The sequence below is a fragment of the Rugamonas apoptosis genome, from assembly GCF_014042355.1.
Classification (GTDB): domain Bacteria; phylum Pseudomonadota; class Gammaproteobacteria; order Burkholderiales; family Burkholderiaceae_D; genus Rugamonas; species Rugamonas apoptosis.
The window spans coordinates 178981-204242 of the sequence record NZ_JACEZU010000014.1 but is presented as its reverse complement, the minus strand read 5'-3'; the positions used below and the strand labels follow the sequence as shown (position 1 = coordinate 204242).

General features: G+C 63.1%; 23 protein-coding genes. 12 read left to right on the top strand and 11 right to left on the bottom strand.

From position 1 onward, the window contains the following. Positions 1-574 precede the first annotated feature (574 nt). From H3H39_RS24255 to H3H39_RS24245, 3 genes are all read left to right on the top strand, one after another. Positions 575-1930 carry a sensor histidine kinase gene (locus H3H39_RS24255; RefSeq protein ID WP_182156950.1) on the top strand — a complete coding sequence of 452 codons (1356 nt, stop codon included), beginning with the start codon at positions 575-577 and terminating at the stop codon, positions 1928-1930. 80 nt (positions 1931-2010) lie between these two features. Then, positions 2011-2772 carry a LytR/AlgR family response regulator transcription factor gene (locus H3H39_RS24250; protein WP_182156949.1) on the top strand — a complete coding sequence of 254 codons (762 nt, stop codon included), beginning with the start codon at positions 2011-2013 and terminating at the stop codon, positions 2770-2772. A gap of 124 nt (positions 2773-2896) precedes the next feature. Continuing rightward, complete coding sequence (locus H3H39_RS24245) at positions 2897-4078, top strand: sensor histidine kinase (RefSeq protein WP_182156948.1); 1182 nt, start codon at positions 2897-2899, stop codon at positions 4076-4078. Positions 4079-4171: 93 nt separating this feature from the next. Here H3H39_RS24245 and H3H39_RS24240 read toward each other — a convergent pair whose 3' ends face one another. The 3 genes from H3H39_RS24240 to H3H39_RS24230 form a co-directional block, all read right to left on the bottom strand. Beyond that, entirely contained in the window at positions 4172-5245 is a 1074-nt protein-coding gene (locus tag H3H39_RS24240; RefSeq protein WP_511263762.1) for a porin, read from the bottom strand. Positions 5246-5449: 204 nt separating this feature from the next. Beyond that, positions 5450-6100, bottom strand: a complete 651-nt coding sequence (locus H3H39_RS24235) for a class I SAM-dependent methyltransferase (protein WP_182156947.1) — start codon at positions 6098-6100, stop codon at positions 5450-5452. 45 nt (positions 6101-6145) lie between these two features. Then, the gene (locus tag H3H39_RS24230; RefSeq protein ID WP_182156946.1) at positions 6146-7087 is read right to left on the bottom strand and encodes a CysB family HTH-type transcriptional regulator; all 942 of its coding nucleotides are present in this window, start codon (positions 7085-7087) and stop codon (positions 6146-6148) included. 256 nt (positions 7088-7343) lie between these two features. Here H3H39_RS24230 and H3H39_RS24225 point away from each other — a divergent pair, with 256 nt between their 5' ends. The 7 genes from H3H39_RS24225 to H3H39_RS24195 all read left to right on the top strand — a co-directional run bounded on the left by H3H39_RS24225 (position 7344) and on the right by H3H39_RS24195 (position 14349). Next, complete coding sequence (locus tag H3H39_RS24225) at positions 7344-9035, top strand: nitrite/sulfite reductase (RefSeq protein WP_182156945.1); 1692 nt, start codon at positions 7344-7346, stop codon at positions 9033-9035. Next, positions 9028-9618 (top strand): DUF934 domain-containing protein, encoded by a 591-nt coding sequence (locus H3H39_RS24220; RefSeq protein ID WP_182156944.1) that lies wholly within the window; start codon positions 9028-9030, stop codon positions 9616-9618. The genes H3H39_RS24225 and H3H39_RS24220 overlap by 8 nt, the downstream gene beginning before the upstream one ends. A gap of 11 nt (positions 9619-9629) precedes the next feature. Next, positions 9630-10346: a phosphoadenylyl-sulfate reductase gene (locus tag H3H39_RS24215; protein WP_182156943.1), complete on the top strand. Its 717-nt coding sequence runs from the start codon at positions 9630-9632 to the stop codon at positions 10344-10346. Between the two features lie 47 nt (positions 10347-10393). Continuing rightward, positions 10394-11338, top strand: a complete 945-nt coding sequence (gene cysD, locus H3H39_RS24210) for a sulfate adenylyltransferase subunit CysD (RefSeq protein WP_182156942.1) — start codon at positions 10394-10396, stop codon at positions 11336-11338. Next, a complete protein-coding gene (locus H3H39_RS24205; RefSeq protein WP_182156941.1) occupies positions 11338-12651 on the top strand; it encodes a sulfate adenylyltransferase subunit 1 in 1314 nt (437 codons plus the stop codon). The genes cysD and H3H39_RS24205 overlap by 1 nt, the downstream gene beginning before the upstream one ends. A gap of 21 nt (positions 12652-12672) precedes the next feature. Continuing rightward, positions 12673-13443, top strand: coding sequence for a uroporphyrinogen-III C-methyltransferase (gene cobA / locus H3H39_RS24200; protein ID WP_182156940.1), 771 nt, complete (start codon positions 12673-12675; stop codon positions 13441-13443). A gap of 99 nt (positions 13444-13542) precedes the next feature. Further along, positions 13543-14349: a glutaminyl-peptide cyclotransferase gene (locus tag H3H39_RS24195; protein ID WP_220461662.1), complete on the top strand. Its 807-nt coding sequence runs from the start codon at positions 13543-13545 to the stop codon at positions 14347-14349. A gap of 17 nt (positions 14350-14366) precedes the next feature. On the opposite strand, the gene H3H39_RS24190 is transcribed toward H3H39_RS24195, so the two are convergent. From H3H39_RS24190 to lptF, 3 genes are read right to left on the bottom strand one after another with little or no spacing between them, the layout of a single operon-like run. Beyond that, positions 14367-14744 (bottom strand): sirohydrochlorin chelatase, encoded by a 378-nt coding sequence (locus H3H39_RS24190; protein WP_182156939.1) that lies wholly within the window; start codon positions 14742-14744, stop codon positions 14367-14369. Continuing rightward, positions 14744-15913, bottom strand: coding sequence for an LPS export ABC transporter permease LptG (gene lptG, locus H3H39_RS24185; protein WP_182156938.1), 1170 nt, complete (start codon positions 15911-15913; stop codon positions 14744-14746). Before lptG ends, H3H39_RS24190 begins: the two co-directional genes overlap by 1 nt. Further along, complete coding sequence (gene lptF, locus H3H39_RS24180; RefSeq protein ID WP_182156937.1) at positions 15910-17043, bottom strand: LPS export ABC transporter permease LptF; 1134 nt, start codon at positions 17041-17043, stop codon at positions 15910-15912. Before lptF ends, lptG begins: the two co-directional genes overlap by 4 nt. A 111-nt stretch (positions 17044-17154) precedes the next feature. Here lptF and H3H39_RS24175 point away from each other — a divergent pair, with 111 nt between their 5' ends. Beyond that, positions 17155-18648: a leucyl aminopeptidase gene (locus H3H39_RS24175; RefSeq protein ID WP_182156936.1), complete on the top strand. Its 1494-nt coding sequence runs from the start codon at positions 17155-17157 to the stop codon at positions 18646-18648. A 76-nt stretch (positions 18649-18724) separates the two neighbouring features. On the opposite strand, the gene H3H39_RS24170 is transcribed toward H3H39_RS24175, so the two are convergent. From H3H39_RS24170 to H3H39_RS24155, 4 genes are read right to left on the bottom strand one after another with little or no spacing between them, the layout of a single operon-like run. Next, a complete protein-coding gene (locus H3H39_RS24170) occupies positions 18725-19159 on the bottom strand; it encodes a hypothetical protein (RefSeq protein ID WP_182156935.1) in 435 nt (144 codons plus the stop codon). Between the two features lie 54 nt (positions 19160-19213). Further along, positions 19214-19717, bottom strand: coding sequence for a CreA family protein (locus H3H39_RS24165; protein ID WP_229218232.1), 504 nt, complete (start codon positions 19715-19717; stop codon positions 19214-19216). Between the two features lie 4 nt (positions 19718-19721). Further along, positions 19722-19910 carry a DUF1653 domain-containing protein gene (locus tag H3H39_RS24160; protein WP_182156934.1) on the bottom strand — a complete coding sequence of 63 codons (189 nt, stop codon included), beginning with the start codon at positions 19908-19910 and terminating at the stop codon, positions 19722-19724. Positions 19911-19915: 5 nt separating this feature from the next. Then, a complete protein-coding gene (locus H3H39_RS24155) occupies positions 19916-20326 on the bottom strand; it encodes a phiTE_015 family protein (RefSeq protein WP_182156933.1) in 411 nt (136 codons plus the stop codon). Positions 20327-20828: 502 nt separating this feature from the next. Between H3H39_RS24155 and xth the strand changes: the two genes are divergently transcribed. Next, the gene (xth, locus tag H3H39_RS24150; protein ID WP_182156932.1) at positions 20829-21593 is read left to right on the top strand and encodes an exodeoxyribonuclease III; all 765 of its coding nucleotides are present in this window, start codon (positions 20829-20831) and stop codon (positions 21591-21593) included. A gap of 15 nt (positions 21594-21608) precedes the next feature. On the opposite strand, the gene H3H39_RS24145 is transcribed toward xth, so the two are convergent. After that, positions 21609-25250 carry a sensor domain-containing protein gene (locus tag H3H39_RS24145; RefSeq protein ID WP_311196980.1) on the bottom strand — a complete coding sequence of 1214 codons (3642 nt, stop codon included), beginning with the start codon at positions 25248-25250 and terminating at the stop codon, positions 21609-21611. Between the last annotated feature and the right edge of the window lie 12 nt (positions 25251-25262).

Below are 25262 nucleotides of genomic sequence, written 5' to 3'. Positions count from 1 at the left end.
ATCAAACTCTTCAGTTTAATCTCTGTTTGTTTGTCGACGACATTTCTGCCGCCGAATTCGTCCCATTGGTCCGAATTCGCTCACTCAAAATACTGACAGGCTACTCTTGCGAGTATCCTATTTCATTACTTCTTGTGAACATTTGATATTTTAAGTATCACGAAGACTGGCTTCGTGTGCACTTCCATCAAACGTCCACACTTATCGACTGTGAATTTTTAAAGAACTTATTCGGTACTATCCTCTGCGTTATTCGACAAAGCGTTTTGTTTGTCATCTGCAGAGAAAGAAGAGTATGAAGCACTTCGCTTATTTCGTCAACTACTACACTGTTTTATCAGCGCCTCGACTTACTTCGCTACAGCGTTAATTTGCGTGCGTTTCAGCGGGGAGGCGAACTATAGCAAAGCTGCCGCCAACTTGGCAAGGCCTTTTTCGCCTTCCCTGCGGAAAGTCCCCCACGGCTTCGTTTCACTCCCCATTTCCTGCAGGCTGTCGCAATTGCATAGCATCAGAAGATAGGCTTTCGCTACACTTGCTCCATGCTTGACCACCTGCTTTCTGAAAGTCTTACATGCTGCCCTTGCCGAAAATTCAAGAAATCCTGAAAAGCGTCGCTGCCTGGCTGCACCGCAGCTTCGATGCGACCGCGACCTGGGTAACCCAGTTGTCATGGTGGAAGTTCCTGATGTTCGCAGCGTTGATGCTGATCGCCGGTTCCATCCTCCAGGAGGAACTGTTCTCCTCCAGCCCGGACGAGGAAGTGGTCGTCAACACCCCCAAGCGCCCCAACCGCAAGAACGGCGAGACCAATATCCTGATCGATGACAGTGGCATTCACTTCAATCCGCGTGGCAAATTGCGCAAGGATGGGGCCAGCGCCAGCGCATCGGCATCCGGCTCGGACAAGAGCACCTCGGGCGACCACGATGCGCCCGTTCCGCCGGAACCCGCCGAACCACCGCAAGCGGCGGAACCGGCTGAACCGCCAGCGCCACCCGAGTTGCCCGCCAAACCGGCCAAGCGCGCCAAACCGGCCGCGCCCGCCACACCTGCCCTGCCCGGCCAGCCCGGCGAAGAAGTCCACATCGACCTGCCGCCCCAGATCGGCGAGGAATTATCCAACGCGATCGAAGAGGCGGTGGACGACGCGGCCGAGCAGAAAGTGACCCGCTACCACCGCCAGGCCTCCACCTGGTTCAAGAGTTTCGTCTCGCTGCTGGTCCTGGCGCTGTTTGGCACCAAGGCCCTGATGGGCGGCAAAAAACGGGCTGAAGCGCAGACCATGACAGCCAACGCGGCCGCCGAGCGCGAATCCATGCAGCGCCAGCTCAGCGAAGCGAAGATGCAGATGATGCAAGCCCAGGTCGAGCCGCACTTCCTGTTCAATACCCTGGCCTCGGTCGAACACCTGATTGAAACCAACCCGCCGCGCGCCTCGGCCATGCAGCGTAGCCTGATCAAATACTTGCGCGCCGTGCTGCCGCAAATGCGCGACAACACCCTGATCACCAACCTGGGCCGCGAGGCGGACATGGTACTGGCCTACCTGAACCTGCTGAAAATGCGGATGGAGGAGCGCCTGACGGTGGACTTCGACATTCCGGACGGTTTGCGCACGGCCGCCTTCCCACCCATGATGCTGCAATCGATGGTGGAAAATGCCATCAAGCACGGCCTGGAAGCCAAGCCCGAAGGTGGGACACTGAAAGTACGGGCGGAAGTGGCGCACAATAAACTGCGCGTGATCGTCACCGATGATGGCCTCGGCTTTGGCGCCGTGCCCAGCGACGGCACAGGCCTGGGACTGATGACCATCCGCGAACGGCTGAAACTGCTACATGGCGACCAGGCGCAACTGCTGATCGCGGCCAACAGTCCCACCGGCGTGATCGCCACCATTGAAGTGCCCTACCAGCTGGCCAAATAAGCGACGCAAAAGAAGCCGACGATTGATAATTACATCGTTTCGTTGAATAATTAACACCTTAATTTTACAACTTTACCATCATGCCAACCGCAATCCTTGCCGACGACGAACGTTTGATGCGCGACCAGCTGCGCATGCGCCTGAACCAGGTGTGGCCGGAGCTGGAGATTATCGGCGAAGCCAAGAACGGTGAGGAGGCCATCGAACTGGTCGACCAGCTCAAACCCGACTTCACCTTCCTCGACATCCGCATGCCCGGCAAGACCGGCATGGAAGCGGCCACCGCGATCGGCAACAAAAGCCATATTGTATTCGTGACGGCCTACGACGCCTACGCCGTGGAAGCGTTCGAGCGCGGCGCCGTCGACTATGTGCTCAAACCGCCCGAGCCCGAGCGCCTGCAAATCACGGTGGACCGCCTGAAGACGCGCCTGGCCAAGCCGGAAGCGGACATGAACGCCAGCGTCACCGCCATGCTGTCGCAACTGGCGGAAAAGATCACGGCGCCCAAGCCCACCTATCTGCAATGGATACAGGCCAGCATCGGCCAGGACTTGCGCATGATCCCGGTGGAGGAAATCCTGTTCTTCCGCTCCGACGAGAAATACACCTGCGTGCAGACCGAGCGCTACGAAGCGTTGATCCGCAAACCCGTGCGCGACCTGGCCGAGGAACTGGACCCAGCGCTGTTCTGGCAGATCCACCGCGCCACGCTGGTGAACGTGAACGCCATCGAAGGCGTCACGCGCGACATCCGCGGCCGCCACCTGGTCATGATCAAGGGCAAACCGGACAAGCTGGAAGTGAGCCGCAGCTTCCTGCACCTGTTCAAGCAGATGTAAGCAAGCCGATGTCAGCAAGCGGACGTCATGGCCGGCGCACATCTGCGTCAGCTCAACACCGCCGCCGCGCCCTGTATTAGTGTGACACGCAAGGCCTCCCTCCGCGGCGGCAAGGATGCGTGCCATGAACCTGTCCGGAAAATCGCCCTGGCCCCTGGCCCTGTCCGCGCTGGCGGCCTTCCTGCTGCTGGCCGCACGGCTGGCGCGCCGGTTGGCCGCCCCGCTGCGCCAACCGCGCCGGCTGGCGGCCGAAGCCCGCAACCGCAGCCGCAGCATCATCCAGCACGCCAGCGACGCCATCATTTCCACTGACGACAACCAGACCATCGTGCAGGCCAATCCCTCGGCCGCCGCCATGTTCGCCACCACCGTGCAGGCGATGGAAGGCGCATCGTTGCAACAATTCATTCCGCGCGAGCAACGCGCCCTGCCCGACGGCCCGCAACTCCAGTATTTCGGCGCCACCGGCATCCGGCTGCGCATGAAGGGCCGGCGCGCCAGCGACTACGTCGTCACCGGCCTCAAGGCGAGCGGCCAGTACTTTCCGCTGGAAGGCTCGATCTCCAGCCTGACCGAGGATGGACGCCAGATCCACACCATCATCCTGCGCGACGTGACCGAACGCAAACAGGTGCAGCAAAAGCTGGAACAGTCCTACACCCAGCTGCGCGAGCTGTCGGCCGCGCTGCAAACCATCCGCGAGGAGGAACGCACCCACATCGCGCGCGAACTGCACGACGACCTGGGCCAGTTGCTGGCCACGCTGCGCATGGACCTGACCCTGCTGCAGCAGCAGCCGGCCGCCAACGAGGCGGCCAGCAAGCTGCTGGCCAGCATGGACGAAGTGCTGCTGTCGGCCATCACCTCGCTGCGCCGCATCGCCAGCAACCTGCGGCCGCGCGCGCTGGACGAAGGCGGCCTGTTTTTCGCCCTCGACAGCATGCGCCAGGAATTCGCGGCGCGCCACGGCATCGCCTGCACGCTCGACGCCAGCGAGGAGGAACTGGTGCTGGACGATAGCTACAGCACGGCCATCTTCCGCATCGTGCAGGAAGCGTTGACCAATATCGCGCGCCACGCCCAGGCACGCAACGTCACACTGGAGCTGCACCGGCGCCACAACACGCTGTGCATCACCATCCAGGACGATGGCCGAGGCATCGCCGAACAGGATATGGACAAGGCTTCCTCGTTCGGCCTGATCGGCATGCGCGAACGGGTCTGGGCCATCCATGGCGACATTGCCATCACCAGCAACGGCGGCACCCATATCGACATCAGCATGCCACTGCCGGCCGGCGCCTGAAAACACAACGCGCCGCCGGGCAGGAGCCGGGCGGCGCGCGATGTATCGAAGGCGGGCGAGCCATGCCGGCCCGCCCACCTTCAGCAAAACAACTTAGAACGAGTGACGGATGCCGATGTTGAAGGCCTTGTCGCCCGAACCGGCTTCGTTGTTGTTGCCAACGGTGTAGCCGGCGCCGTTCTTGTTCTTGATCTTGGCGTAGGCAACGTAGGCGTTGGTACGCTTGGACAGCAGGTGCGAGTAGCCGATGGCCCACTGGTCCGCATCCTGGTTCAGGACGGTCTTGTCGTTCTTGCGCATGTAGGAAGCCATGATCACGTCATTGGCCGTCACCGGCACTTGCGCGCCGATCAGCAGGTCGTTGCTGTCGATACTGGCCACGGGCGCGGTCTTGTAGGCGAAGGCGTTGGCCGATGGCAGCTCGGCGCTGAACAGGCCCTTGTCGGCGCCGTAGGCGAAGAAGGCTTTCACGACCTGGAAGTCGTAGTTGGCCGCGAACAGGGTGTTGCGCGACGTGTCCATGGTCGGCTTGCCCACCGTGTCGGTGTTCTTGTTGTTGTACACCAGACGTGCATTCAGCGGGCCGTTGGCGTAGTTAAAGCCCAGGCCGAACTGGCGGCCAGCCGAGTTGCTGCCGGCTTGTTCGCCCAGCGCGTACAGGCCTTCCACCGAGAAGCCGTCGAAGTTCGGGGTGGCGTAGACGATGGCGTTGCTGGTGCGGGTGTTGGCGCCCTTGGCGGCGAACAGGTTCTTGATGCTGCCAGCGTAGCCGGCGCCAAACGGATCGGCCACCTGGCTCATGGCGTTGTACAGCATGGTGTACTGGCGGCCCAGGGTCAGGGTACCGGCATCTTTCGACTTCAGGCCGACGTAAGCCTGGCGGTTGAAGATGGTGTTGGCGCTGTCCAGTTGGCCGTCGTCGATCTTGACGCCGGTTTCCAGCTGGAAGATGGCCGACAGGCCGCTGCCCAGGTCTTCGGTGCCCTTGAAGCCCAGACGCGACTGGCTGCCGATACCACTGGTCACCTTGGTCACGCTGCCGGCGGCGCCGCCACGCTCGCTGACCAGGCCGGCATCGACCAGGCCGTAGATGGTGACGTTCGATTGGGCCTGCACGTTAGCCGCGAAGCCGGCGATGATCATTGCTGCCAGAGTAAGTTTTTTCACTTGATGTTCTCTATTGAAGTTGAAAGAGTGGGGCGTAAGGAATCTACGGGGCGAATCTTGCCTGCCAAATACTTCAACAATGTGACATCATCAATTTTGTTGCAAATCCACGTCGCTTATTACTCAGGCAACAAAAAAGCCGCTGCGCATCGCGTCAGCGGCTTGTTTGCCGGGGTAAAGCGTAGTGGGCGCTGAGGCGGGCGCTTATTTCAGGCGGCAGCTCAGCAGGTAGTAATATTCCAGCCGCTCCACCCGGATTTCCCGACCGTGCGGCGCCAGGCGCTTGCGCAGCGCGCTGTCCTTGGGATAGTTCATCATCACTTCATAGCGCTGGCCATCGTCGGCCGTGAGGATCTGGTAGGTGTTGCCTTCCGCATCGGTACGGGCGATGACCATGCTGTCGCCATCGACATAGCTGCTGTCGAGCAGCACCAGCAGCACATCCTTGCCGAACTTGGCACGCAGTTGTTTGAGGTATTTTTCCTGGTCTTCGCGGCGCACGTGACACCACCAGCCGGCGGCGAACACGGCCGTGTACTGGCCCACGCTGTCGGGCAGGTTCAGCGCGTCCAGCTCGCCAAAGGTGACGATCTCGTCGTCCAGCTCGCGGGTGCGCGCCAGCGCCAGCATTTCCGGCACCACGTCAGTGGCGTGCACCGACGCGGCCACGTCCGCGATCAGCTCGGTCCAGTAGCCGGTGCCGCAGGCCAGTTCCAGTACCGTGTGCCCTTCCAGCAGCTCGGCGATCATTTCCTGCAGATCGTCGAGATCGTCGAAGCGGGCCTCGTTGGCGTAGACCTGGTCGTAATTGTCAGCGTTGACGGCGTAGTATTGGGCCAGCTGATTGGTAATCATGTAAAAACTCTTTTCTATGAATTCAGGTAATGCAGATGCAGTGCCTTACAGTTCGTAAGTATCTTTTTCGCCGCTCATGGCCTGCTCGATCAACTTGCGGTTGAGCGTCGGAGCCAGCAACTCGATAAAGGTGTAGATGTAGCTGCGCAAATAAGCGCCCTGCTTGACGGCCACGCGCGACACATTCATGCCAAACAGGTGGCCCGCCGAGATGGCGCGCAGGTTCTTGTCGCGTTCGGCGTCGAACGCCATCCCCGCTATGATACCAATCCCCATGCCCAGTTCGACATAAGTCTTGATCACGTCGGCGTCGATGGCTTCCAGCAGCACGTCCAACTTGAGGCCGCGCAAGGTGAACGCATGGTCGATCTTGCTGCGTCCGGCGAAGGCGCTATCGTAAGTGATGATGGGGAAAGCGGCAATTTCCTCCAGCGTGATGGACTTGGACTTGAGCAGCGGATGGTCGGGCGGCACTACCACCACATGTTCCCACTGGTAGCACGGCAGCGTGATCAGGCCATTGATGGAGGCGATCGATTCGGTGGCGATGGCCAGGTCGGCCTGGTCGCGCTGCACCATGTCGGCGATCTGCTGGGGATTGCCTTGCAATAAAGACAATCTCACCTTGGGGAATTTCTGCATGAACGCCTGCACCACCTTGGGCAAGGTATAGCGGGCCTGGGTGTGGGTGGTGGCGATGGTGAAGCTGCCGCTGTCCTGTGCCGCGTATTCCTTGCCGATGCGTTTGAGGCTGTCTATCTCCTGCATGATCAGCTCGACCGACTCCAGCACCAGCCGGCCCGGCTCCGTCAGCCCGCGGATGCGCTTGCCGTGCCGCGTGAAAATATCCACGCCCAGCTCCTCCTCCAGCTCGATAATGGCCTTGGATACCCCCGGCTGCGATGTGAATAAAGCTTTGGCGGCGTCAGTCAGGTTATAGTTTTGGCGGACGGCTTCGCGCACAAAGCGCAGTTGGTGTAAGTTCATTAGCGGTCGAATCCCCGGAATCGCGGCAAAAAGTGGTTTGCGCCCTAGCTTATACCGAATACGTATATAAGCAAATAAAGACTAAGTCGTATGGAATAAAGACGAAGTTTATTACTATTGCAGCTAGTTTGGGGATGACTGTACGGCTTCGTTGCAAGAGTGACACTGTTTTAATGGTGTGACCGGCTCGAAAATGCGGCGTTTCCTACTACACTGAACGTGCCGGCACTCCAGCAAGCAATTTTTTGGGAAGAATATGTACCAATACGATCAATACGACCACCTCATCGTGCGCGAACGCATCGCCCAGTACCGCGACCAGGTACGGCGCCGTCTGGCCGATGAGCTGACCGAAGCCGAATTCCTGCCATTGCGCCTGCAAAACGGCCTGTACATGCAGCGTCACGCTTACATGCTGCGCATCGCCGTGCCGTACGGCCTGCTCGCCTCGAAGCAGATGCGCATGTTCGCCCACATCGCCCGCAAGTACGACCGCGGCTATGGCCACTTCACCACCCGCCAGAACATCCAGTTCAACTGGGTCGAGCTGGAACAGACGCCCGACATCCTGACCGAGCTGGCCTCGGTGCAGATGCACGCCATCCAGACGTCCGGCAACTGCATCCGCAACACCACCTCCGACCCATTCGCCGGGGTGGCTGCCGACGAGATCATCGATCCCCGTCCTTATGCGGAAGTGCTGCGCCAGTGGAGCACCTTCCACCCTGAATTCATCGCCCTGCCGCGCAAATTCAAGGTCGCCATCAACGGCGCCGAGCAAGACCGCGCCGCCATCGCCGTGCACGACATCGGCCTGACCGTGGTGCGCAACGCCGAAGGCGAGATCGGCTTCAAATTCATGGCCGGCGGTGGCCTGGGCCGCACCCCCATCATCGGCAGCGTGATCCGCGAATTCCTGCCATGGCGCCACCTGCTGACCTACACGGAAGCCGTGATGCGCGTCTACAACCAGTACGGCCGCCGCGACAACAAGTACAAGGCCCGCATCAAGATCCTGCTGAAGGCGCTGGGCGTGGAGGAATTCGCGCGCCAGGTGGAAGCGGAATGGCAAGACCTGAAGGATGGTCCGGAAACCCTGAGCGACGAGGAAATGGCGCGCGTGATGGCCTACTTCCAGCCGCCCGCCTACAAGACCCTGGCCAACATCGACGTCCAGGCCGAACACGCGGACAACAAGGCCTTCGCCAACTGGCTCAAGCGCAATGTCAAGCCGCACAAGGTGCCGGGCTACGCTTCCGTGGTGCTGTCGCTGAAGAAGACCGGCGTGCCGCCGGGCGACGCCACCGCCGAGCAGATGGACTACATGGCCGAGATGGCCGACCGCTACAGCTTCGGTGAACTGCGCGTCACGCACGAGCAGAACATCATCCTGGCCGACGTCGAGCAAAGCCTGTTGTTCAAGGTATGGCAGGAAGCCAAGGCGCACGCACTGGCCACCCCCAACATCGGCCTGCTGACCGACATGATCTGCTGCCCCGGCGGCGACTTCTGCTCGCTGGCCAACGCCAAGTCGATCCCGATCGCCGCCGCCATCGCCGAGCGCTTCGACAGCATCGACTACCAGCACGACATCGGCGAGATCGAACTCAATATCTCGGGCTGCATCAACGCCTGCGGCCACCACCACGTGGGCAGCATCGGCGTGCTCGGTGTGGACAAGGATGGCAGCGAGTGGTATCAGGTCTCGATCGGCGGCGCGCAAGGCAACAACGCGGCCATCGGCAAGATCATCGGCCCATCGTTCTCGGCGCTGCAAATGCCGGAAGTGATCGACCGCCTGTTGCAAGTCTACCTGCGCGAGCGCTTTGAAGACGAACACTTCGCCGACACGGTGGCGCGCATCGGCGTGACCCCGTTCAAGGAACATGTGTACGCCACGCCGATTGCCGACGCCGGCCGACTGATTGGAGAAGACGAATATGCCTGAAGCTGTAAAAAACCTGATCATCAAGCAGCGCACCGTGGTCGAAGACGACTGGTTCGTGCTGCGCACCGAAGCGGCCGAAGGTGAAACGGCGCCCGAAGCTGCGGCCGTGGCCGTCCCGGCCGGCAAAGTGATCGTGCCGCAAGCCGTCTGGCTGGCCCAGCGCGACACCTTGGCCGCGCGCGCCGCCGCCGGCGAGATCGGCGTCTGGATCGCCAGCGACGAGCGCCCCGAGGCGCTGCGCGAAGACCTGGGCCGTTTTGCCCTGGTGGCAGTGGACTTCCCCAAGTTCACCGACGGCCGCGGCTACTCGATCGCCTTCAACCTGCGCACCCGCCTGGGCTACCAGGGTGAATTGCGCGCCATCGGCGACGTGCTGCGCGACCAGCTGTTCTCCATGCAGCGCGTGGGCTTTGACGCCTTCGCCACCCGCCCCGACCGCAACATCCACGACGCGCTGAAAGGCTTGACCGATTTCTCGGAAACCTACCAGGCCTCGGTGGACCAGAAACTGCCGCTGTTCCGCCGCCATGCGCGCGATGTGGGCGCGGCCAATGCCGGCACCGACGTCGGTTTCGGCATCTGACAGGAGAACCCATGAGCGATCTGACTTCCCTCGTTGCCGCCACCAACGCCACGCTGGCGCGCATCGGCGCCGAATTCACGCCGGCCGTTTTCGCCTCCAGCCTGGCGGCCGAGGACATGGTCTTGACCGACCTGATTTTAAAGGCCAAACTGCCGATCGGGATCTTCTCGCTGGAGACGGGGCGCTTGCATCCTGAAACCCTGGCCATGCTCGATAAGGTCAAGGACACCTACGGCTACGAGATCGCGCTGTACCGCCCGCAACCGGAAGCGGTGGAAGCCTACGTGGCGCAGAACGGCCTGAACGCTTTCTATGACAGCGTCGAGATGCGGCGCGAATGCTGCCGCATCCGCAAGGTCGAACCGCTGGGCCGCGCGCTGGCCGGCAACAAGGCCTGGGTGACGGGACAGCGCCGCGCGCAGTCGGCCACCCGCGCCGAACTGCACGTGCAGGAAGACGATGCGGCCCATGGCATGATCAAGTTCAACCCGCTGGCCGACTGGTCGGAGCAGGATGTATGGGATTACATCCGCGCCAACAACGTGCCTTACAATGCGCTGCACGACCAGGGCTATCCCTCGATCGGCTGCGCGCCCTGCACCCGCGCCATCGAGCCGGGCGAGGATGTGCGCGCTGGCCGCTGGTGGTGGGAGAATCCGGACTCGAAAGAGTGCGGCCTGCACCTGGTGGACGGCAAGCTGGTACGCATCAAATCCGTGGCCGCATAAGCCACACTGACAGACAGATTCAGAATCAAGAAGATAGGCACAGTCCAATGAATGCTCTAGTTGATAACTCCGCCGCGCGCGGCCTCGGCGACGTCAATGCGCGCCACCTCGACGCTTTGGAATCGGAAGCGATCCACATCATGCGTGAAGTGGCGGCCGAATGCGCCAACCCTGCCCTGCTGTTCTCGGGCGGCAAAGACTCGGTGGTGCTGCTGCGCCTGGCCGAAAAGGCCTTCCGCCCCGGTAAATTCCCGTTCCCGCTGGTGCACGTGGACACCGGCCACAACTTCCCGGAAGTGATCACCTTCCGCGACAAGCGCGTGGCTGAACTGGGCGAACGCCTGATCGTCGGCTCGGTGGAGGATTCCATCAAGCGCGGCACGGTGCGGCTGCGTAACCCGGCCACCGATTCGCGCAACGCCGCGCAAGCCGTCACGCTGCTCGAAACCATCGCTGAACACAAGTTCGACGCCTGCATCGGCGGCGCCCGCCGCGACGAGGAAAAAGCCCGCGCCAAGGAACGCATCTTCTCGTTCCGCGACGAATTCGGCGCCTGGGATCCGAAATCGCAGCGCCCGGAACTGTGGGACCTGTATAACACCCGCGTCCACCCCGGCGAGAACATGCGCGTGTTCCCGATCTCGAACTGGACCGAACTGGACGTGTGGCAGTACATCGCCCGTGAAAAGCTGGAACTGCCGCCGATCTACTTCGCCCACGAACGCCAGGTCATCCCCCGCAACGGCCTGCTGGTGCCGCTGACCGACCTGACCCCGCCGCGCGATGGCGAGACCGTCGAAACCCAGGTGGTGCGCTTCCGCACCGTGGGGGACATCTCGTGCACCTGCCCCGTGTCGTCGGACGCGGCGACGGTGGAGGCGATCATCGCCGAAACGGCCATCACCCAGATCACCGAACGCGGCGCCACCCGGATGGACGACCAGACTTCCGAAGCCTCGATGGAAAAACGTAAAAAAGCAGGATACTTCTGATGAACGCAAACACTGACAAATTGAACGAACGCGGCCTGCTGCGCTTCATCACCGCCGGTTCCGTCGACGACGGCAAGAGCACCCTGATCGGCCGCCTGCTGTTCGACAGCAAGGGCATCTTCGCCGACCAGCTGGACGCCATGTCGCGCTCCAAGCACAAGCGCACCGTCGGCGACACGGTCGACCTGTCGCTGCTGACGGACGGCCTGGAAGCGGAACGCGAGCAAGGCATCACCATCGACGTGGCCTACCGCTACTTCGCCACGCCCAAGCGCAAGTTCATCATCGCCGACACGCCGGGCCACGAGCAGTACACCCGCAACATGGTGACGGGCGCCTCCACGGCCGACGCGGTCATCATCCTGATCGACGTCTCCAAGGTCAAGCTGCGCGAGGACGGCGGCGTGGACCTCTTGATCCAGACCAAGCGCCACTCCACCATCGCCCACCTGCTGCAGATCGAGCACGTGGTGGTGGCCGTCAACAAGATGGACCTGGTGAACTACGACCAGGCGATCTACGACCGCATCGTCAAGGCGTACGGCGAATTCGCCGCCACGCTGGGCCTGAAGGACATCACGCCTATCCCGCTGTCGGCCCTGACCGGCGACAACGTGGTGGACAAGAGCGACAAGCTGGCCTGGTACCAGGGTCCTACCCTGATCGAGCTGCTCGAATCGCTGTCCGTGTACGACGAATCGCACAACGCGCCGTTCCGTTTCCCGGTGCAGCTGGTGGCGCGCCACAACGGCCACGAAGCGAACGACTTCCGCGGCTACATGGGCCGCATCGAGGCGGGCAAGGTCAGCGTGGGCGACAAGCTGGTGGTGCAGCCATCCGGCCAAAGCGCCACCGTGAAGGACATCGTCACGCTGGAAGGTTCGCATCAGTCGGCCGTGGTAGGCCAGTCCGTCACGCTGCTGCTGAACGAATATCTGGACATCTCGCGCGGCGACCTGCTGGCCGGCGCCGAGCAGCCAGCCACCCTGCTCAAGACGCTCAACGCGGACGTGTGCTGGATGTCGGATGAACCGCTGGATCCACGCCGCAAATACTGGATCAAGCACGGCACCCGCCAGACCGGCGCCAAGGTGACGGCAATCGACTCGGTATTGGACATCAACACCCAGCAGCGCCACAGCGCCGACGGCCTGAAGCTGAACGACATCGCCCGCATTGCGCTGAACGTGCAGCAGCCGCTGGCGGCCGACGCCTACGCCGACATCCGCGCCACCGGCGCTTTCATCCTGATCGATGAAGTGAGCCACCAGACCGTGGCGGCCGGCATGATCCGTTTGGACGGCGCGGCTTAAGGCGCATAAGGAGATACCGCCATGCCAGCTCTCGGAAAAGTCTACCTGATCGGCGCCGGTCCCGGCGCCCAGGACCTCATCACACTGCGCGGCGCGCGCCTGCTGGCGCAGGCCGACGTGGTGCTGCACGATGCCCTGGTGACGGACGAGATGCTGGCGCTGTGTCCTCAAGCTGAAAAAATCCTGGTTGGCAAACGCTACGGCCAGTTGTCCACGGCCCAGCAATTCATCAACAAGCAACTGGTCGATTACGCCGGCAAGGTGCCGCTGGTGGTGCGCCTCAAGGGCGGCGATCCGATGCTGTTCGGCCGCGCCGACGAGGAATTGCGCGCGCTGGAGGAAGCCGGCATCGACGTGGAGGTGGTGCCCGGCATCACCACCGCGCTGGCCGCCGCCGCCGCCACCAAACAGCCGCTCACCAAGCGCGGCGTGGCGCGCAGCGTGGCCTTCTTCACTTCCAGCACGGCGCCCGAACACAGCGATCATCACGCCATTCCCGACACCGACACCCTGGTGCAGTACATGGGCGGCCGCGAAGCGACGGCCACCGCCGCGCGCATGCTGGCCCAGGGCCGCCGGCCCGATACCCCGGTGGTGGTGATCGAAAACTGCAGCCGCCCCGACCAGCGCATCCGCCGCCTGACGCTCGACTCGCTGGCCCACGGCCTGGGTCCGGCCCACGGCCCCGTGCTCGTCATGCTGGGCGACGCCATGAAAGTGCGCAGCCACCAGCCGGCCGATATCACCGACGATATCGCCGCCGCCATCGACGCCTTGCAGCACCGCGCCTGATCTCCCACCGCGGCGCAGCCGGACACACCGGCGCGCCAGCCTGCCCCTGTCTGCCCTTATAATGGTCGCTTTGATTCAGCCTGGGAGGCGGCAGTGCGTATGGTGCGTGAAACCGGTCTGAAACCGGCAATATCCAAGTGGCTGCTGTGCGCGGCCCTGATGCTCGGCCCCGTGGGCGCACCGGCGCTGGCCGATACCATTCCCGTCTACGACATCACCGTCGTCCACACCTATCCGCATGACCCGCAAGCCTTCACGCAAGGGCTGCTGTACCGCGACGGTTTCCTGTACGAGAGCACCGGCATGCATGGCCGCTCCTCGATCCGCAAAGTGAACCTGGAGACGGGCCGCGTGCTGCAGCAAGCCAACCTGCCGGCCGACGTGTTCGGCGAAGGCATGACGGTGTGGGGCAATGAACTGTTCGGCATCACGTGGCAGTCGCAGACCGGCTATGTGTTCGACCTGGCCAGCTTCAAACTCAAACGCACGTTCTCGTATCCCGGCGAAGGCTGGGGCCTGACCCAGGACGGCAAGCAATTGATCATGAGCGACGGCAGCAATGAGCTGCGCCTGCTCGACCCGGCCACGCAGCGCGAAGTACGGCGCATCGCCGTCACCGTGAACGGCGTGCCGGTGGATCAGATCAACGAGCTGGAATGGGTCAACGGCGAGATCTACGCCAACATCTGGCAGACGGACGTGATCGCCCGCATCGATCCGGCCAGCGGCAACGTGGTGGGCTGGATCGACCTGAGCGGCCTGTTGCGGGCCGAGCGCAAGCAGATGGGGCCCGACGATGTCCTCAACGGCATCGCCTACGACCCGGCCAGCGGCCGCCTGTTCGTGACGGGCAAGCAGTGGCCCAAGCTGTTCGAAATCACGCTGAAACGGCGCGCTGCAAAGTAAGTTCGAATAAGCGTCGCTCAGGGCGCGCCCAGCGTGCCTATGCAGTAATCGCAAATGGCGTTCAGCACGGCCGCGTTTTCGCCAGCCGCTTCGGCCACGCTGATGGTGGCCTGGGGATGGGCGGTGCGCAACTGCTCCACCATCAGGGGCAGATCGCGCAGCACGTGGCCGCCCTGCCCCAGGAACACCGGCACCACCGTGACCTGCGTGATGCCGCTGCGCACCAGCTCGGCCACCAGCTCCGGCAACTGTGGCGTCATCAATTCCAGGAACGCCAGCGACACGCACACGTCGGGCATGCGCGCCTGCGCCATGTCGCGCAGGCGTTCGAATGGGGCGGCCCAGGAGGCGGCGCGGGCGCCGTGGGCGAACAGGATCAGGGCACGCTTGGCCATCAATGTCTCTCCACCCACCACAAGGCGCCCAGCGCCAGCAGCAGGAACAAGGCGCTCGGGGCGATCGCCGTCACAATGGCGGGCCAGGTGCTGAGCAGGCCCAGATGCGAGAACAGCGTGTTAATCAGCAGGAAGCTCACGCCGATCATGATGCCGACGAAGATCTTCAGGCTCACGCCGCCCGCGCGCGTATGCAGGTAGGCGAACGGCAGCGCCAGCGCCATCAGCACGAAAATGGCCAGCGGGTCGAACAGCTTTTTCCAGAACGCGATCTTGAAACGCTCCGTCTCCTGCTTGTTCTCCTGCAGGTGGCGGGTGTACACGGCCAGCTCGTTGGCCGACATGCGCTCCGGATCGGCGCCGGACACGGACAGGATCTTGGGCGTGATTTCCGACACCAGGTCCAGCGTGGCGCTGTGGCGCGTGGTGACGGCGCTGGACGCTTGCGCGAAATGGTTCCCCACATTGGCCTCGCTGCCCGGCTTGAGCAGCTCGGAATTGGTAAACAGGTTCTCCGTCACGTCCGCCAGGCGCCAGGTGTTGTTGCCCTGGTAGGTGCCGCTCTTGGCCAGCGTGAGCGAGCGCAGACGGAAGTTGGTGTCGAATTCGTACAGCTTGACGTCGGCCAATTGGCCATCGGGGCGCACCTCGCGCACGTTGAAGAAGCGCGAACCGGTCACCGCGCCCGCCATGCCTTCGCTCTTGACGATATCCTTGGTCCACATGCCGGAGCGGAATTCGGCCGACACGGCGGCGCCGCGCGCGGCCAGCTTGATCTTGTCGGCGATGGGCGCCGTACGGGGCGCGATCAACTCACCGAAGATGAAGGTGATAATCACCAGCACCACACCGATCTTGGCCAGCATCCAGGCCACCATGCCGGTCGACATGCTGGAGGCGCGCATGATGGTGAATTCGGAAGTGGAAGCGAATTGCGCCATGGTGTAGATGGTGCCGATCAGCGCCGCCAGCGGCATCACCTCGTACACATGGCCCGGCAACAGGATCAGCACGTACAGGAAGGCGTGCTGGATGGCGTAGCCGTTCTTGCCGATCGAAGGCAGTTCCCCCGTCAAGTCCATGAACGCTTGCAGGGCCAGGAAGGCCACCAGCACGAAGGCCACCGCCTGCAGGATGGAGACGGCGAAATAACGCTGCAGTATCTTCATTTGGCCGCCCCTTCCTTGCGGGCGCCGGCGCGCTTGAAGGACGCCAGCAACGCCAGCGGATGGTAGCGGTGGTTCAGGTTCAAGCGCCACGCGAACAGGCCCAGCACGGCCAGCGCGGCGGCCACGTGCAGCGGCCACCACGACAACGCGAAGCCGATGCGGCCCTGCTTGACGCTGGCCTCGACCAGCTTGACCAGGTTGCTGTAGCTGAAGAACACCAGCAGCGCGATGATCAGGTTGGCCGAACTGCCGGCGCGCGGATTGACGAAACCGAGCGGAATGGCCAGCAGGATCAGCACCAGACAGGTCATCGGCGAAGCGATGCGCCACAGCAGTTCGGCGCGCGCCTCGTTGCTGGTCAGCTTGAGCAGGGCCATGGTGGTGAGCGCGTCGGCACTATGGTCGGACTCCAGGTCCTGCGCATGGTTGGCCACCCGCATGCTGTAGCGCTCGAACTCCATGGTCTGGAAGTCCGACTGGCCCGGCACGCCCTGGTAGCGCCGGCCGTTCTTCAGCACCAGATAGCGCTCCCCGTTCTGGCCCGTCGTGATCACGCCTTCACGCGCCACGATGACGGCCGTGCCATGTTCGTCCACCGTGTTGACGAACACGTTCTGCACCACTGGCGACTTGCCGTCCGCCCCTTCCACGAAGAAGATGCGGTTGGTGGACGCCGATTCGCGGAACTGGCCGGGCGAGACCTTCTGCAAGTCCTCGCGCTTTTCGAACCGTTCGATGTACTCCGAGCTTTTCTGCTTGGCCCACGGCGTGGCGACAAAACTGAGCGCGGCCGTCAGCAGCACCATCGGCAGGCCGAAGTTGAGCACCGGGCGTATCCACCGGGTCAGGCTCAGGCCCGAGGCGAACCACACTACCATTTCGGAATCGCGGTAGCTGCGCGTGACCACCATCAGCACCGAAATAAAGCTGGTGAGAATCAGGATGGTGGGCAGATAATTCAGGGCCGCGAACAGGATCAGGGCCAGCACATCGCTCGACGCGACCTTGCCGCCGGCGGCCTTGCCGAGGATGGTAATCAGGGTCCAGGTGACGGAAATACTGAACAACACGGTGAAGGTCGCCCCGGCCGCACTGGCCATCTCGCGTTGAAGGGCACGTTGAAAGATCATGTGAAGCTTTATAATTCGGTAGTTAAGGATGCGAAACCACGCATCCTTAGGTTAAGTACGATGCCGCGGCTCACAAGGCGCGCATGACAAGCACACGATACGGAGAATCCAATGGACTTTAGCATAAAAGCATTCGACACAAAAAACACCATCGCGTCGGCCAAGACCGGCTGCGTCGCCGTTGCGGTTTTCGAAAACAAGAAACTGTCGGCCGCCGCCAAGGCGCTCGACAGCGCTGGTGAAATCACTGCCGCCCTGAAGTCCGGCGACATCACCGGCAAGGCCGGCAGCACGCTGCTGCTGCGCGGCGTGAAGGGTGCGGCGGCCGAGCGCGTGCTGCTGGTGGGCCTGGGTAGCGACGAATCGGCCAGCGAGAAGAACTTCGCCAGCGCCGTGGGCGCCGCGCTCAAGGCTTTCGCCGCGCTGGGCGCGAGCGACGCCATTATCGCATTACCGATGACGGAAGTGAAAGAGCGCGATGTGAACTGGGCCATCCGCAACGTGGTGCAATCGGCACACGAAGGCATGTTCCGTACCGACGGCCAGAAGAGCAAGAAAGACCCGGCGCCCACGGGCGTGAAGAAGATCGTGCTGGCCGTGCCCAACACCGCCGGCACCAAGCTGGCGCTGGCACAGGCGATCGCCATCGCCAACGGCATGGACCTGACCAAGGAACTGGGCAACCTGTCGGCCAACGTCTGCACCCCCACCTATCTGGCCAACACGGCCAAGAAGCTGGGCAAGGACTACAAGTTCGAGGTCGAGATCCTGGACCGCAAGCAGCTCGAATCGCTGAAGATGAACAGCTTCCTGTCGGTCACCAACGGCAGCGAGCAGCCGCCGAAATTCATCGTCATCAAGCACATGGGCGGCAAGGCCAAGGATGCGCCGGTGGTGCTGGTCGGTAAAGGCATCACCTTCGACACGGGCGGCATTTCGCTCAAGGCCGGGCCCGGCATGGACGAGATGAAGTACGACATGGGCGGCGCCGCCTCGGTGCTGGGCACCTTCCGCGCCATCGGCGAAATGAATTTGAAGTTGAACGTGATCGGCGTGATCGCCGCCTGCGAGAACATGCCGTCGGGCCGCGCCACCAAGCCGGGCGACATCGTCACCTCCATGAACGGCCTGACCATCGAGATCCTCAACACCGACGCCGAAGGCCGCCTGGTGCTGTGCGATGCGCTGACCTACGCCGAGCGCTTCAACCCGGCCGCCGTGATCGACATCGCCACCCTGACGGGCGCCTGCATCGTGGCCCTGGGCCACCACAACAGCGGCCTGTTCACGCGCGAAGATGAAGCCCACGAAAAGCTGGCCGCCGAACTGCTGGCCGCCGGCAAGGCCGCCAGCGACACGGCATGGCGTTTGCCGATCGGTGAGCTGTACAACGAACAGCTGAAGTCCAACTTCGCCGACCTGGCCAACATCGGCACTCCGGGCGGCGCCTCGTGCACGGCGGCCGCGTTCCTGGAGAACTTCACCCGCAAGTACACCTGGGCCCACCTCGATATCGCCGGCACGGCCTGGAAGTCGGGCGGCGCCAAGGGCGCCACCGGCCGTCCGGTTCCCCTGCTGAGCAACTTCCTGATCAACCGCGCCTGACACGGTAGCGCGTAGTCTCGATGGCGAACCGGCGCGGCCGGTTCGCCATTTTTATTGGCACCGCATGCGCACCGCGTCAGAACACCGTCACGCCAGCCGGCGGCGGCGGCGCCCCCTCCCCCGCATCGCCCTTGTGCATGGTGACCGTCAGCGTGGATGGGTACTCGAATCCCGCGCCCGTGTTACGGTCGACGAAATAGCCGGCACCGGCCGTCAGCACCACGTTACCCCATAAGGTCGCGTTGACCTTCGACTCCACTTTCTCATACGCCCAGTCGCCGCCATCCTTGCGGCAATCGATGCGCAGCGCGCCCGCGCTCTTGCGGATGGTGACGCGCGCCGGCGTGGTGACGAACCACTTGCCCACGTCGTTGTAGAGCACACAGCCCACGCCGGACAATGCATGGTGGTCCAGGATGGTTTGCACCAGCACGTCCTGCTGGGGCGATTCAGTCAAGGTGGCGCAACCGGCCAGCAGGGCCAGGCATGCGCAGGCGGCGAGTCGAAACATGATAAGCCTCGTGGTAAACCTCGAACAGTGCGGACAGCGGTCCGCGACAGGGAATTATTTACGCCGCAGGGGCACAGGCATATTGGCAGGAACAGGCACCGCCGTCACGCTGTTTTTCGGGCTGCCATCGATCAGGCGATCGGAATAGACGAGGTAGACCAGGGCGTTGCGCCGGGCGTCCACCATGCGCACCACGCGCACATGCTTGAACAGCAGGGAGGCCCGCTCGGAAAACACTTCTTCCTGCTTGGGCAGCTCACCGTTGAAATGAATCTCGCCCACCTGGCGGCAGGCGACGGAGGCTTCCGCCTTGTCCTCGGCCAGGCCGATGGCGCCCTTGAAGCCGCCCGTCTTGGCGCGCGACAGATAGCAGCTGACGCCGCCCACCAGGGGATCGTCGAATACTTCCACGACCACCTTGTGATCCGGCCCCAGGAGCTGGAACGCGGTATCGACCGAGCCGACATTCTCGGCCCGGACGGCGGCGCCCCCGCCCAGCAGGGCCAGTGCCAGCGGCAGGGACAGGAGCGGGCCGAAGCGGCGCATACGCTTACCCATGCGCTCAGTTAATGGGCGCAAAGCGCTGCACCATGACGCCGTCCACTTCGATCAGCTGAAAGAACACGTCCTTGGGCCGCACCCACACGGAACCGTCGGCCGCGCGATACACGATCATGGGCGTCAGGTCCGCTTCCAGGGTCGCCTCGCTCACCAGCTCGTAGACGCCCCCTTTGTAATGGCGAAAGCGCATGGCCGTCAGTCGTGCTTCTTGACGGCCACCCGTTCCTCGGCCACTTCTTTCTGCTGCTGTTTCTGCTTCAGGCCCTGGATCACCTTGAGGATGTCCTCCATGCCGCGCTCGCCCCCGATGGTGGAGAACGCGTCAAGCACCTCGTTGAGTACCTGGGTGCGCACGGTAGCCTCGTCCGGATTGATGGACGGTGCCCGCTGCACGGCGGAGCGAGCGCTAACCGCCGCCTTCTCCGCTGCGGCCGCCTTTTGGGCAGCCGTCTTGCGCCCGCCCGGCGTCTTGCCGTGTTCGAGCGCCGCCTGCCAGATGACCCAGCGACGTTGGGTTTCGAATACCAGATACTCTTCTGGCTTGTCTTCGCGCCGGCGGACTATGTGGCCATCGCGCTGCGCCCATGCTTCAAATGCAGTACGCATTTTCTTCCTTTACAAATGCTTCGCGCATCGTTGACTGTTAAACGACAAATATTTCCAAATAGTACCATCTATTAACGCACAACAACATCTAGTGTACGCTATTTTGCAACTATTTTGATTGCCACATGGAAACAAAAGTTTTAAGCGCTATAAAGTGTAAGTATATTGCTCTTTGGCCGCACTGTTAACTGATTCTAGTACTATTTTGATAACAGTGAAGCATAATCGGCAATTATTTTTCCATTTGCTCGATTTTGCAACATTCTAGAACCTCATGCGGTCAAGACACAAAGGTTTTCGATGTTTTTTTGTAAAACACGACAGTTGGACAATATATTGATTATTATCATCGCATACCTGTCCGTTTCATGCCACACCCGAGGGTGCGGCGGCATCCCTCCCACGGCGATCAGCGCTCACATCACGCGGCGCCCGTGGTTGCGGTAAGATGCGCGCACGCCGGGCGCACGCCCCCACTGAATTCGCAAGGAACCCCCATATCATGAAACTAGCCACCTGGAATGTGAACTCGCTCAATGTGCGCCTGCCCCACGTGCTCAAATGGCTGGAGGCCAATCCGGTCGACGTGCTGTGTGTGCAGGAAACCAAGCTGACGGACGACAAGTTCCCCGCTGCCGCCATCGAGGCGGCCGGCTACCAGGTGGTGTACACGGGCCAGAAAACCTACAACGGCGTGGCCATCCTGTCGCGCCTGCCGATCACGGACGTGGTCAAGAACAATCCCCGCTACGAAGATGCCCAGCAGCGCATCCTGGCCGCCACCATCGATGGCGTGCGCGTCGTATGTGCCTACGTGCCCAACGGCCAGAGCGTGGACTCGGAAAAATACGGCTACAAGCTGGGCTGGCTGGCCGCCTTCCGCGACTGGCTGCACGAGGAAGCGCAGCAACACCCGCAACTGGCCGTGCTGGGCGACTACAACATCGCGCCCGAAGACCGCGACGTGCACGACCCCGTGGCCTGGGCCGGCCAGGTGCTGGTGTCGGACCCCGAGCGGGCCGCGCTGCTGCGCCTGAACGAACTGGGACTCAAGGATGCGTTCCGGCTGTTCGAGCAGGCCGACAAGTCGTTCAGCTGGTGGGACTACCGCCAGCTGGGCTTCCGCCTCAACAAGGGACTGCGCATCGACCACATCCTGCTGTCGCCGGCGCTGGCCGCGCGCTGCAGCGCCTGCGTGATCGACCGCGAACCGCGCAAGTGGGAACAGCCGTCCGACCACGCGCCCGTGATCGCCACCATCGATTGATGGGTGACCACGCGTTCAGGCGCGTGGCAACAACAGCTGGGCCGTCGTATGCGGCACCGGCTGCGAGAACAGATAACCTTGCGCGTACTGGCAGCCGCTGCGCTGCAACAGCGCGTACTGCCCTTCCGTCTCCACCCCTTCGGCCACCACCGACAGTTGCAAGCTGCCCGACAGCGCGATGATGGCGTCCACGATGGCGCCATCCTCGGCGCTCTGCTCCAGGTCCTTGATGAAGGCGCGGTCGATCTTGATCTTCTTGACGGGGAAGCGCTTCAGGTAAGCGAGGCTGGAATAGCCGGTGCCGAAGTCGTCGATCGACAGGCGGATGCCCATGGCGTTGATCTGGCCCAGGATGTCGAGCGTCTGCTCGCCATGCTCCATCAGCGCCGTTTCCGTGATCTCGAATTCCAGCAGGTCCGGCGCGATGCCCGTCTCGTCCAGGATGGCGCGAATCGAGTCGATCAAGCCGCGGTGCATGAACTGGCGTGCCGACAGGTTGATGGCCAGCGGCACCGGCAGCAGCCCCTGGCGCCGCCATTCCATGCTTTGCCGGCACGCCGTGCGGATCACCCATTCGCCGATCGGCACGATCAGGCCGTTTTCCTCGATGATGGGGATGAAGTGGTCCGGCATCACCAGCTCGCCGTCCTGGCGGCGCCAGCGCAGCAGCACTTCCATCGCGTGCAGGCGGCGCGTGCCGATGTCCATGATGGGCTGGTAGTGCAGCTCGAACTGATCCTGCGCCAGCGCGCCGCGCAAGCTGTTTTCCAGCTCAAAGTGGCGGGCCGCCGCCAGATTCATGGTCTGGGTGAAGAACTGGTAATTGTTCCTGCCGCTGGCCTTGGCGTGGTACATGGCCGCATCGGCGTGGCGCATCAAGGTTTCCACGTCGCCTCCATCGTCGGGATAGACGCAGATCCCGATCGAAGGTGTGATGTGCAGGTTGCGTCCCTCCAGCGGGAACGCCTCCGACAGCGCCTCGATGATCTTCTCGGCCACCTGCACCGCCTCGTCCACGTTGCGGATACCGGGCACCAGCACCACGAACTCGTCGCCGCCCAGCCGGGCCACGGTATCGCTGGCGCGCACGGCGCGGCACAGCCGGCCGGCCACTTCCTTGAGCAACTGGTCGCCCGTCAGGTGGCCCAGCGAATCGTTGATGGTCTTGAAGCGGTCGAGGTCGATGAACATGACGGCCAGCTTGCGATCGGAGCGCTGGGCCGCCAGCATGGCCCGGTCCAGCCGGTCCGCCAGCAGGGCGCGGTTGGGCAAGCCCGTCAGGCTGTCGTGGTACGCCATGTGGTGCACGCGCGCCTCGGCCTGGCGCCGCTCCACGATCTCGCCCTGCAGCAGCGCATTGGCGCCGGCCAGTTCGGCCGTGCGTTCCAGCACCCGCACTTCCAGTTCGTCGCGCGCGCGGCTGACCGCTTCGGCCGCCTCGCGCCGCGCCGTGATGTCGTCCACCAGCCACACGGAACGCCCGCGCGGCTGGCTCAAGTCAAACGGCCTGCCTGACAAACGGGCCCAGAACGTGCTGCCGTCCTGGCGCACCAGCTGGTATTCGGACATGTTGACGCGCCCGGCCAGGAAGTCGTCGGCCGTCTCGGCCCGCGCCCGCTGCCAGGCCGCCTTGTCGGCGTAGAAGGCTTGCACGGACAGGCCGTTCATGCCGCCCGGCGGGTAGCCGAACAGCTCCTCCATCTTGCTGTTGCAGCGCAGGTTGTAGCCATGTTCAACCACCGAGATGCCCAGCACCGCGCTGTCGAGGATGGCCTGATTCTCCAGCAGCGCGTTGCGCAGCGATTCCTCGGCCTGGCGCTGCTCGCTGCGGTCCTCGATGATCCAGATCGTGCCCTGGGTGGGGTCGGCCGGATTGACCACGTAACCGATCAGTTGCGCCCACAGCAGGCTGCCATCCTGGCGCTGCATTTCCACTTCGATCTGGAACGGCTTGCCCACCGACAGCAGCGGCGAGGCGGCCGCGCCCAGTGCATCGTAGGCCTGCTGCGACGGGTAGAGCGCACGCCCCGGCAAGCCCAGCGCCTCGTCGGCGTGGTAGCCGAACATCTCGCCAAAGCCGCGGTTGTAGCGCGTGATGACGCGGTTCTTGGTAAACAGGATGGCCATCGAGGCGTTGGTCATGATGGCCTCGACCTCCATCTTGGTCGCCCGGCTCTCGCTCACGTCCTCGATGATCCAGATGGTGCCGCCGTCGCTGTGTTCCGCGTCCACCGCCTTGGCCCGCACCCGGCACCAGAACAGCGTGCCGTCCTTGCGCTTGAACTGGAATTCGTCACGTTCGAAGGGCAGGCCGCAGCCCAGCAGCGGGCTGGCCTCCAGCCCGAATCGCGCGTACGCCTCCGGCGACGGGAACAGGATCGACGCGTGCAGCCCCGTCATCTCCTCGCGCTGATAGCCGAACATCTCGGCCAGGCGTGGATTACAACTGAGCATATGCTGCGCTTTGGAGAACAGGATACCGACCGAGGCGTTGTCCAGGATCGCTTTCTGTTCCAGCAGCAGCTGCTTGGTATCCTCCTCGGCCTTCTTCTGGGCGCTGCGGTCGTCGAAGATCCAGATCGAATCCTGCTGGGTGCGGCCCGGATTGATCACATAGCCGAAGGCGTGGGCCCAGAACGTGGTGCCGTCCTGGCGCCGCATCTCCATCTCGGTCTGGAATGGCTTGCCGCGCGCCAGCAGCGGCCGCACCTTCCTGGCGACGGCCTCGAACGCCTCGGGCGAGGGATACAGCTCGGACGTCAGACGGCCCATGCCGCTGTCGCCCTCGAAGCCGAAGAACTCAGCAAAGCGCTGGTTGTAGCGCAGCACCCGGTCGTCGCGCTGGAAGCCGATGGCGAGCGGCGCATTATCCATGATGGCCTGCATCTCCAGCAGCGTGCGGCGCAGCTTTTCCTCGTCGCGGCGGCGTTCTTCGATGTCCTCGACGATCCAGACCGTGCCGTCGTCAGTGTTGTAAGGATCGACGGCGCGGCCGAACAAGCGGGTCCAGAACAGCGTGCCGTCCTTGCGGCGCAACTGCATCTCCGTCATATAGGATTCGCCGCGCCGCAGCGGTGGCCCGGCCTCTTTCCCCAGCCAGACGTGGGCCTGCTCGGACGCGTGGACCACCACGGTGCCGGCGCCTTCGAGTTCGTGGCGCGCGTAGCCCAGCATGTCGGCGCAGCGGATATTACATTCCTGGATCACGCTGGCCTTGCTGAACAGGATGCCGACGGCCGCGTTATCGAGGATGGCTTGCTGTTCCAGCAACGTCTTGCGCAAGGCCTTGTGGTCGCGCTGCACGGCGCTCACGTCCTGGAACACGATGGTGGCGCCGCCAGTGCCAGGCGGCAGCGGCTTGGCCCAGGCCTGCACGGCGATGTACTGGCCGTCCGCGCAGCTCAGGCAACTGTCCCACTGGCGCCCACCCGCCGCGCCCAGGACGGCGTCCAGCCGGCTCGCGCTGTCGGCCCGCACGTGGCGCGCGAACAGCTCGGCCACCGGCGCGCCGGTGGGGTCGCGCCCCAACAAGGCCAGCAACTCCCCGTTCGCCGCCAGCACCAGGCCCGCCGCGTCGCAGGCGCAAGCGGGCACGCCAATCAGCTGCAAGGCATCGGCAACGAAGTCAGGGTTGGTCGGAACGCGGTTCAGAAGCACGTGGAGCCCCAT